This window comes from Acinetobacter sp., assembly GCF_036659555.1.
Taxonomy (GTDB): domain Bacteria; phylum Pseudomonadota; class Gammaproteobacteria; order Pseudomonadales; family Moraxellaceae; genus Acinetobacter.
On record NZ_JAVXCI010000106.1, the window covers coordinates 1 to 9,770 of the forward strand.

The 9,770-nt window shown below is 53.1% G+C and carries 10 protein-coding genes; 7 read left to right on the plus strand and 3 right to left on the minus strand.

Annotation, left to right across the window (positions count from 1 at the left end; translation table 11 throughout):
- Nucleotides 1–221: 221 nt before the first annotated feature.
- The 7 genes from queA to secF all read left to right on the plus strand — a co-directional run bounded on the left by queA (nucleotide 222) and on the right by secF (nucleotide 7,809).
- Nucleotides 222–1,259, plus strand: coding sequence for a tRNA preQ1(34) S-adenosylmethionine ribosyltransferase-isomerase QueA (queA, locus tag RSA72_RS12690; RefSeq protein WP_332622790.1), 1,038 nt, complete (start codon nucleotides 222–224; stop codon nucleotides 1,257–1,259).
- Between the two features lie 18 nt (nucleotides 1,260–1,277).
- Entirely contained in the window at nucleotides 1,278–2,306 is a 1,029-nt protein-coding gene (locus RSA72_RS12695; protein ID WP_332622791.1) for a hypothetical protein, read from the plus strand.
- 32 nt (nucleotides 2,307–2,338) lie between these two features.
- Nucleotides 2,339–2,905: a LemA family protein gene (locus RSA72_RS12700; RefSeq protein ID WP_332622801.1), complete on the plus strand. Its 567-nt coding sequence runs from the start codon at nucleotides 2,339–2,341 to the stop codon at nucleotides 2,903–2,905.
- Between the two features lie 402 nt (nucleotides 2,906–3,307).
- Entirely contained in the window at nucleotides 3,308–4,438 is a 1,131-nt protein-coding gene (gene tgt / locus RSA72_RS12705) for a tRNA guanosine(34) transglycosylase Tgt (protein ID WP_332622793.1), read from the plus strand.
- A 103-nt stretch (nucleotides 4,439–4,541) separates the two neighbouring features.
- Nucleotides 4,542–4,871, plus strand: coding sequence for a preprotein translocase subunit YajC (gene yajC, locus RSA72_RS12710; RefSeq protein WP_332622794.1), 330 nt, complete (start codon nucleotides 4,542–4,544; stop codon nucleotides 4,869–4,871).
- Between the two features lie 53 nt (nucleotides 4,872–4,924).
- Nucleotides 4,925–6,823: a protein translocase subunit SecD gene (gene secD / locus RSA72_RS12715; RefSeq protein WP_332622795.1), complete on the plus strand. Its 1,899-nt coding sequence runs from the start codon at nucleotides 4,925–4,927 to the stop codon at nucleotides 6,821–6,823.
- Nucleotides 6,824–6,834: 11 nt separating this feature from the next.
- Nucleotides 6,835–7,809 carry a protein translocase subunit SecF gene (secF, locus tag RSA72_RS12720; protein ID WP_332622796.1) on the plus strand — a complete coding sequence of 325 codons (975 nt, stop codon included), beginning with the start codon at nucleotides 6,835–6,837 and terminating at the stop codon, nucleotides 7,807–7,809.
- Nucleotides 7,810–7,880: 71 nt separating this feature from the next.
- Here the strand turns inward: secF and RSA72_RS12725 are convergent, their stop codons facing one another.
- The 3 genes from RSA72_RS12725 to RSA72_RS12735 all read right to left on the minus strand — a co-directional run.
- Complete coding sequence (locus RSA72_RS12725) at nucleotides 7,881–8,531, minus strand: 4'-phosphopantetheinyl transferase family protein (RefSeq protein ID WP_332622797.1); 651 nt, start codon at nucleotides 8,529–8,531, stop codon at nucleotides 7,881–7,883.
- A gap of 28 nt (nucleotides 8,532–8,559) precedes the next feature.
- A complete protein-coding gene (locus RSA72_RS12730; protein WP_332622799.1) occupies nucleotides 8,560–8,994 on the minus strand; it encodes an excinuclease in 435 nt (144 codons plus the stop codon).
- An 18-nt stretch (nucleotides 8,995–9,012) separates the two neighbouring features.
- Nucleotides 9,013–9,770, minus strand: a 758-nt coding sequence (locus tag RSA72_RS12735; protein WP_332633268.1) for a beta-ketoacyl synthase N-terminal-like domain-containing protein, incomplete at its 5' end; no start/stop codon positions are given.

The window sequence follows — 9,770 nt, forward strand, 5'->3', positions numbered from 1 at the left end:
CAGCGGATTTTGAGTCCGCCGCGTCTACCAATTTCACCACCTCGGGAGTGGATGACGGCTATATTACCCTGTTTCATCAGCTTGTCAACGCATGAAATACACATTTGATTACTTTTAAGTCATCTCAAGTTTTTTCCGCTTCATAAATAGCCAAATTCAGCCATCAAAGCTAAAAAAGCATATACTAGGCGCAATTTTATCCCCTGCTTTATACATTCCTCATGCAACTTTCAGATTTCAGTTTTGATCTCCCCGATGAACTCATTGCCCGCTATCCGCTGCAGAACCGCAGCGCCTCCCGCCTGCTGCATCTAGACAGCCAAGGCCAGCATCATGACGGCCATTTCACTGACATTTTAGATTTGCTTGAGCCGGGCGACCTGCTGCTCTTGAACGACACCAAAGTCATGAAGGCGCGCTTAAAAGGCAAGCGCGCCAGCGGCGGCGCCGTTGAAGTGCTGGTCGAACGCATGATGGACCAATTCACCGCCCACTGCCACATCAAAGCCAGCAACTCGCCGAAAGCCGGCGCAGAACTGTTTATTGGCCCGGATGAAGTGCCGGTGACGGTCAAAGGCCGGCATGAAAACCTGTTCATCGTTGAGTTTTCACAGCCGGTTTTAGAGGTTCTGGAGCAATACGGCGCCCTGCCGATTCCGCCGTATTTCAACCGCGAAGCCGAAGCCATTGACACCGAGCGCTATCAAACCGTTTTCAACGATCCGGCCAAGCTGGCAAGCGTGGCGGCGCCAACCGCCAGCCTGCACTTTGACCAGGAGCTGCTGGAAAAATTAGAGGCCAAAGGCATCGGCAAGGCCTTTGTCACCCTGCATGTCGGCGCCGGCACCTTCCTGCCTGTGCGCGCAGCGGACATTGCCAGCCACATTATGCACAGCGAATGGTGCGATGTGCCGGAACAGACCGTTGAGCTGATCCGGCAGGCCAAAGCCCGCGGCAATAAAGTGATTGCCGTCGGCACCACCGCAACCCGCGCGGCTGAAAGCGCAGCGCAGGCGCATGGCGGCGCGCTGCAGGCCTGGAGCGGCGATACCCAGATTTTCATCTATCCCGGCTATGAGTTTAAAGTGGTTGACCGCCTGATCACCAACTTCCACCTGCCTGAGTCCACGCTGCTGATGCTGGTGTCCGCCCTGTCCAGCCGCGACAATATCCTGAACGCCTACCGCTATGCCGTAGACAGCCGATACCGCTTTTTCAGCTATGGCGACGCCATGCTGATTGACAGCATCCGCCTGTAGCAGCCGGAAGCCCGCCCCATGCCCGTCGATTCCGTTAAGCGCTCCATCCATATCCGGCGCAGGAAAAATGAAGTGATTTTCCGGAATATCGCCCGGCTGTGGGACTTGGGCCGCAGCGCGCATTCGCATCAGGATATTCTGGATGGCCTGCATCCCTGGAACGCGCCGATTTCCCTGCACTTTGAAAACCTGCTGCCGCGCCTGCTGGCGGCGGCCGGCGCCTTGACGGCTTTGCCGGTTTTTTTTCAGCCTGCGCATTTCTGGGCGCAGCTGTGCCTGCTGGCCGGCCTGCTGATGATCTTCTGGGCCTATATCAGCTATGAAAATGATGATCCGGTGCAGGAAGCCATCGCCTTTCTGGAAAGGGAAAGCATTGCCAAAAAATATCAGCTGGCCTTTGGCCGGCAGCCGCAGCATCTTTCCATCCCGCTGAATCCGCTGCATTTCGCTGCCCATCTCAAGCGCTTATTTCCTGTGTTCAATCAGGGCTCGCTTTCCAACGACATCAGCAACTACGCCAGCACGGTCTGGGAAGATGAAAATGGCCAGCAACATCAGGTGCTGGTGTTTCAATATCACTATGTTGATGAAATTAAAGCACATGGCAAGGACGGCGAGGAAATCAAGCTCAAAGAGGTGCACAAAGACTTATGGGGAATCTTTGTTTTTGATGCGGCTATTCAGGGCATCGCGGTGTCCAGCGTCAATACCGCATTTTACTATCCTTACAGCTTTCCGTGGCACAGCAGCGACATTCAGATCAATCAGCGCCTGAAATTCTACGGCAGCGATGAAATGCAGACTGCCAGGCTGATGAGCCCCGGCTTCGTGCTGCGCCTGGCGGATTTTTTTGCGCAGCGCCAGGGCGACCTGATGTTTCATCCGTCCAGCAATATCCTGTGCTTTTTAGGGGCGCAGGATCTGTTCAAAGCGTCCAGCAAAGCGGAGAAGATTGAGGATATTTCGGCATTGCGCGGACACTTGAGAACGTTTAAATTAACCGCATTAGAAAATTTAAAGCATGACCTGACGCAGCTCTTGAAATAAGGCTGCCTGCAGGCTTTAGGGGAATTGAGATGATGGCGCTGCTGCTGTTTTTATTACTGATCATTGCTGCGGTTTTGGCCTGCATCATGATCCGCAACACTATTGTGCGCCACCATAACGCCACTATCCGGGCATGGGCGGATGTCGCCAGCTATGAGCGCCAGAAAATCAAGATTCTGGACGGCCTGCAGCCGCTGGTGGAGCAGTATTCCAGCTTTGAAAAAGGCACGCTGGAAAAAGTGACGGAACTGCGCCAGAACATTCTGAACCTGAATCTGAACAATACCGATGTGTCGCAGCTGCAGCGCATTGAGTCGCTGAACAAAGAGCTGATGCACAGCCTGAATGTGGTGGTGGAAAACTATCCTGAACTGAAAGCCAATGAAATTTATCTGAAAATGATGCATGAAATTGAAGAGCAGAACGAAAACGTCGGCGCGGCCATTAGCATCTTCAACCGCAACGTCGAGCTGTTCAACAACCACATCCAGATTTTCCCGAACAATATCGTCAACACCATGACCTTAGGCAAAAAAGCCATCCGCCCATTCCGCGACAGCGCAGCAGCGCAGAATTTCGATTACCGCCCGAATTTCTAGCCCGATGTCAAATTCAAGCATCCGCTGCCGGATGCCTGGATTCCAAATCCCCCCACTTAGGCTTTTGATTTGCAGGCGGATGCGGCTGAATTCTTCAGCCCGCCAGCAGCTTTGCCCTTTCCAATAAAGCGCAGCAATGAACACTATTGCGGCATATGCATTCTTTCCTTACATAAACCCGCAGCCGCAGCATACCGTTTCAGCAATAAACAATTCCGATATGCAGGATTCGCCTGAGGGCTGCCCGCAGCCGCGCATTTTTATATTCGAAATAAACAATTTAGTTAAAATTGGCTGCGCAATGCATCACAAAACTGGCGTTTAAGGCCAGAATCAAGGAAAATAGCGTACTTTTAGCACTAATGATCAGCGAACTGTTTTTCGCCTTGATTTGGACTCTGTATGAAGTTTGAAAAATTAGGCCAGTCGGGGCGCGCCCGCCGCGGCCGCCTGACCCTTGCGCACGGCGTGGTTGAAACGCCGGTATTCATGCCTGTCGGCACTTACGGCACGGTTAAAGGCATGCTCCCGCGCGACATCGAAGAGATTAAAGCGCAAATTATTTTGGGCAATACCTTCCATCTGTATCTGCGCCCGGGCCTTGAAGTGATTGAACAGCACGGCGGCCTGCATGAATTCATGAAATGGGACAAGCCGATTCTGACCGATTCCGGCGGCTTCCAGGTCTTCAGCCTTGGCGCCATGCGCAAAATCAAGGAAGAAGGCGTGACTTTCCGCTCGCCGATTGACGGCTCCAAAGTCTTTTTATCGCCTGAAATTTCCATGGAAATTCAAAAGACTTTAAATTCAGACATCGTGATGATTTTTGATGAATGCACGCCTTATCCGGCCACGCATGAAGAAGCGCAAAAATCCCTGCAGCTGTCGCTGCGCTGGGCCAAGCGCTGCAAAACCCATCACCATGATGAGCTGAAAAACAGCAATGCGCTGTTCGGCATCATTCAGGGCGGCATGTACGAAGACCTGCGCGACGAATCGCTGAATGGCCTGCTTGAAGTCGGCTTTGACGGCTACGCGATCGGCGGCCTGTCGGTCGGCGAGCCGAAAGAAGAAATGATCAAGGTGCTGGACTACCTGCCGGCGAAAATGCCGGAAGACAAGCCGCGCTACCTGATGGGCGTGGGCAAGCCTGAAGACATCGTTGAAGGCATCCGCCGCGGTGTGGACATGTTTGACTGCGTCATGCCTTCGCGCAACGCGCGCAACGGCCATTATTTTGTCTCTGACGGCCTGGTGCGCATCCGCAACGCCAAATACCGCTACGACCAGGGCCCGCTGGACGCTGACTGCGACTGCTATACCTGCAGCAATTTCACCCGCGCCTACCTGTTCCATCTGGAAAAATGCGGCGAAATGCTGGGCTCAATGCTGGGCACGATTCACAACCTGCGCTATTACCAGCGCTTTACTCAGGACATCCGCGACGCCTTGGACAACGGCACATTTGACGCGTTTGTTCAGGACTTTTATGCCCGCCGCGGTTTAGAAGTGCCACCTTGCCCGCAAGATTAATCTTTCAGCATTTGCGCTGAAGAAAAAGACAGGGTAAATTGCAGAACAATCCAGTTTATTATCATGTCATTGATATACAGTTTTATTAGTTTAGGAAATTTAAATGAGCCTTTTTATTTCTACCGCTCACGCGGCGGGTGAAGCAGCACAGCAGCCAAGCCTTATGGCAAATATTTTAATGGTTGCGGTTTTTGTCGCAATCTTCTACTTCCTGATTTGGCGCCCGCAAGCCAAGCGCACAAAAGAGCACCGCGCGCTGGTTGAAAGCCTGGGCGTGGGCAGCGAAGTGGTTTTTGCCGGCGGCCTGATGGGCAAAATCACTAAAATCGACGGCGATTTTGCAGTGGTTGAGCTGAGCCGCGGCGTAGAGGTAAAAGTCCAGCGCGCCAGCGTAATTTCAGTTCTTCCTGAAGGCACGCTAAACAACCTTTAATCAAAAAACAGTCGCGCATCCGCGCGGCTTTTTTCATTTTAAGAAGAAAACGAATGCGTTACCCAGCATGGAAATATCTGCTGATCCTAGTGGTTTTAGCGGTCAGCACATTATATGCCCTGCCAAGTTTGTATCCAGATGAACCTGCTGTTCAGATTTCGGGTGCCAAAGCCGGTACTCAAATTGACCAGAGCATCGTGCAAAAAGCAGAGCAAATATTAAAAAGTGAAAAAATTGCGTCACATGACAACAGCTTCACCAATAATGCTGCCTTATTGCGCGTAGATTCAAGCGAGGCGCAATTAAAAGCCAAAGATGCGCTGCGCCGCGGCTTAGGCGATGACTATGTTGTTGCGCTGAACCTTGCGCCGACCACGCCTGAATGGCTGCAGAAAATCGGCGCCAAGCCGATGAAGCTTGGCCTGGACCTGCGCGGCGGCGTGCACTTCCTGCTTGAAGTGGACATGGATAAAGCCATTGCGCAGCGCATGGAAACATCGGCTGCCGACCTGCGCCGCCAGCTGCGCGACAACAAACTGAAATTCAACAGCCTTTCGCTGAGCAGCAACACCATTACGGTGCAGTTCGCCAATAATGACGACCGTTCAGCGGCCATGGATTTCCTGCGCCGCAGCGGCAATGAATTTACCCAGCAGGCGGTTGCAACCGACAGCGGCTCAACCCTGCGCTTAAATTATACTGACGTGCGCAAGCAGGAAATTGAATCCTACGCGGTGAACCAGAACTTAACCACATTGCGCAACCGGATTAACGAGCTGGGCGTGGCTGAGGCGCTGGTGCAGACTCAGGGCAGCAACCGCATTGTGGTTGAGCTTCCGGGCGTGCAGGATACTGCCGAAGCGAAGCGCGTGCTTGGCCGCACCGCCAACCTCGAATTCCGCTTAGTTTCCGACCTGAATGATCAGTACATTGACTCGTATACCGGCCAGGTGAAAGGCTCGCTGCCTCCGGGCACCGAAGCATTCGCCTATGAATCTCTGGACAGCGGGCGCCAGCTGCTGCTGAACCGCAGCCGCATCTTGACCGGCGAACGCGTGCAGAACGCTTCTTCCGGCTTCAGCCAGGACACTGGCGGCGCCGAAGTGAACATTACGCTGGACACTGCCGGCGGCAAGCTGATGGCTGAAGCCACGCGCAATGCCGTAGGCAAGCGCATGGCGGTGCTGTTTATTGAAAACAAGCAGAAAATCAGCTATGTGGCTGACCCTGAAACAGGCAAGCAAACTGAAGTGCGCACGCCGTATACCGAATCTGTGGTCATTAACGCCGCAACCATTCAGGCGGTATTAGGCTCGCAGTTCCGCATTACCGGCTTAGATTCGCCGCAGGAAGCCTCTGAACTGGCCCTGATGCTGCGCGCCGGCGCTTTGGCTGCGCCAATGTACTTCGTTGAAGAGCGCGTCATTGGCCCAAGCTTAGGCCAGGAAAATATCGATAAAGGCGTATTGTCTACGCAAATCGGCTTCCTGCTGGTGGCAATCTGGATGGTGGTGTTCTTCCGCCTGTTCGGCTTAATCGCCAACTTCGCCCTGGTGTTCAACCTGGCCATGATCTTAACAGTCATGTCCTGGATCGGCGCCTCGCTCACCCTGCCGGGCATTGCCGGCATCGTGATCACTATCGGCATGGCGGTCGACGCCAACGTGCTGATCTGCGAACGGATCAGGGAAGAAATGAAATGGGGGGCATCGCCCAAGCAGGCCATTGTGGCCGGCTATGAGCGGGCTTACAACACCATTTTCGACTCGAACTTAACCACGTTCTTAGTCGCGTTCATTCTGTTCGCGATTGGCACCGGCCCGATTAAAGGCTTCGCCGTAACCCTGATGATTGGCATTATCTGCTCAATGTTTACTGCCATTACAGTAACCCGCGCGGTCGTCCAGCTCATTTACGGCAAAAAACGCAACCTGCATAAGTTGAGCATTTAAGGAGATCGAAGATGACTGAAAATACTCAACTGAATCCGAAGCAGTACGGCCGTCCGGACGGCGAACGCGTCATTCCGTTCATGAAGGTGGCCCTGCCGGCGGCGGTGATTTCACTCCTGCTCACGCTTGCCAGCCTTTTCTTCATTGCCACCAAAGGCCTGAACCTCGGCTTAGACTTTACCGGCGGCGTGGCAGCCGAGCTGAACTATGCGCAGCCGGTCAAAGCCTCTGAGGTAACGGCAGCTTTAGCCAAAGCCGGCTTCCATGACCCGGTGGTGCAGACCTTAGGCTCGAACCGCGACCTGATGATCCGCATGCCGGTGCAGGAAGATGCAGAAGCAGCCGATTTAAGCAAGGCCATCACGGCCGCAGCGCAGCTTCCGGGCAACGCAGCCGAAGTGCATAAAGTGGATGTGGTCGGCGGCCAAGTCGGCAATGAGCTGTATGTCCGCTCCGGCGGCGCTGTGGCGCTGGCCCTGCTGCTGATGCTGGTCTATGTCACCATCCGCTTTGAGTTCAAGCTGGCTTTAGGCGCTGTGCTTTCCCTGTTCCACGATGTCATTGTCACCGTGGGCATTTTCGCCATGATGCAGTGGCCGTTTGACTTGACCGTCTTGGCTGCGATTCTGGCGCTTTTAGGCTTCTCGCTGAACGACAACATTGTGGTTTCTGACCGTATCCGTGAAAACTTCCGTAAAATCCGCGGCGCGGAACCTGTGGAAATCGTCAATATTGCCCTGACTGAAACCTTGCGCCGCACCGTGCATACCTCAATGACGTTAATGCTGGTGGTGCTGGCGATGATGTTCCTGGGCGGCGAAGGCCTGCACTGGTTCTCTGTCGCGATGTTTGTCGGGGTCTTTGTCGGCACTTACTCTTCAATTTACATCGGCACGGCATTTGCGCTGTGGCGCGGCCTGAACCGCCAGGACTTCATTGTGCAGGTCAAGCCGGAATTTGAAGAAGAAGATGAAATTCCGCGCTGATTCCATGCATTGAACTGAATAAAAAAACCCATCTCAGGATGGGTTTTTTTAGCGCTGTAAAAAGGCGTTTTTCAATGCTGCAGCAGCTGAATCTCCGGAAAAGCAAAGCCTTTGCAGGACAGCCCAGAACGCCAGGCCACGGTCAGCATGACATGCGCCAGCTGAAAGTTCTGATAGGCGAAAACGCCTAGGCTTGGATGGCTGCAGACGCCGCCGTTCTGCTCCGGATGCGCTTGAGTATCCAGTTCATTCAGGCTCATCCGAATGCCTAAGCCTGCGGCTTTCAGCACTGCCTCTTTGGCCGTCCAGACTTTAAACCAGTACTCCGGCTGCTGGCCTGAAGCGTTCCATCTGTCCAGCTCCCGCGGATGAAAGGCATGGCGCGCCAAGGCCTCAAAGCGCACTTTGCGCTCCAAGTCTTCCACATCGATGCCGATATCCTGCATGCCGGCGCTGAGCGCCAAAGCATAGTTTTTCTGACTGTGCGAATGGTTGAATGCAATTTCAGGCTGCGGCAAAAAAGGCTTGCCGTATGCGCTGAGCGCAATATCGGCATCGGCAATTTCTGTTCCGGCAAATGCGCTGAGATGGGCATTGCGCTGCGCGTAAATCTGCTGCTTTTTATAGCGGTTATACTGGCGCAGATCGGCAAAGCCGGCCTTTTCCAAAGGCGCGAGCTGAGCCAAGGCATGCACATGAATCTGAATCTTTCCGGGCTTCATCCTTTGCTCAACTCAGCTGCATAAAAGCTTAAAACTTAACAATATCGCCTTTTAAAGCGACGCCCGCCATCGCTGTCCCTTTAGCGCACTGGTAGGTGGTCGCGCTGCGGGTTTCATTCGACTTATAGAAGCTCACCAAGTTGGTTACGGCATTGGCGCCCTTGGCTTTGGCGGTATTCTGGAACTGAATCAGTGCAGAACGCAGCACATGGTCGCAGGAGCTTTCCGCAGACTTGGCAAAGCCATTGGTCTTTTTATTAGTGACCAAGCCTTTTTGAATGACCTTGCCGCCGGACTTGGTGCCCGCCAGATAAAACTTCACCGAACCGTCCAATGCGCCGTCAGCAACAGCGCGGTCTACGGCATCCTTAAAATTAAAGTCATGCATTTTGTCTGCAGCTTGAGCCGATGCAATCGCACCTAAAGACAGCACAGCGGCTGCACAGATTTTTTTGAATAACATGGTTCTACCCTTATCTTATTAGACACGTTTAAAAATCAAGGAGGTATTAATCCCCCCAAAAGCAAAATTGTTGCTCATCATCATTTGCGTTTCTGCTGAACGCATATCTGAAACAATATAATCCAGATCACCACAAGCACTGTCAATCTGATCTAAATTCAGCGTAGGCACCAACTGATTACGTCGCATCATTTCAATACTCAGCCATGCCTCAATGGCGCCGCACGCCCCGAGCGTATGCCCAAAATAACTTTTTAATGAGCTGATCGGTTTTTTACCCAAGATCCGCGCAGTGGCTTGTGATTCGGCAATATCTCCCTGATCGGTCGAAGTGCCGTGTGCATTGACATAATCAATATCCGCAGCAGTGAGCTGTGCATCTTTCAGTGCCAACTGCATACAACGGCCCATCATTTCAGAATCAGGTCGAGTCACATGCTGACCATCGGTATTGCTGCCATAACCAACGATCTCGGCATAAATGGTCGCCCCGCGCGCTTGAGCATGTTCATATTCTTCTAAAATCAAACAGCCTGCGCCTTCACCGACCACCAAACCATCCCGGTCTGCATCAAACGGACGCGGGGTTGTCTCTGGATGGTCATTTTGCACACTGGTCGCCAACAGCACATCGAACACGGCTGAACCCGCGGCACTGAGCTCTTCTGCCCCACCTGCGATCATCACAGTTTGTTTGCCATATTTAATCGCTTCATAGGCTTGACCAATGGCCATGGAACCTGAAGTACAGGCACTTGAGGTCGGCAGCGTTAAAC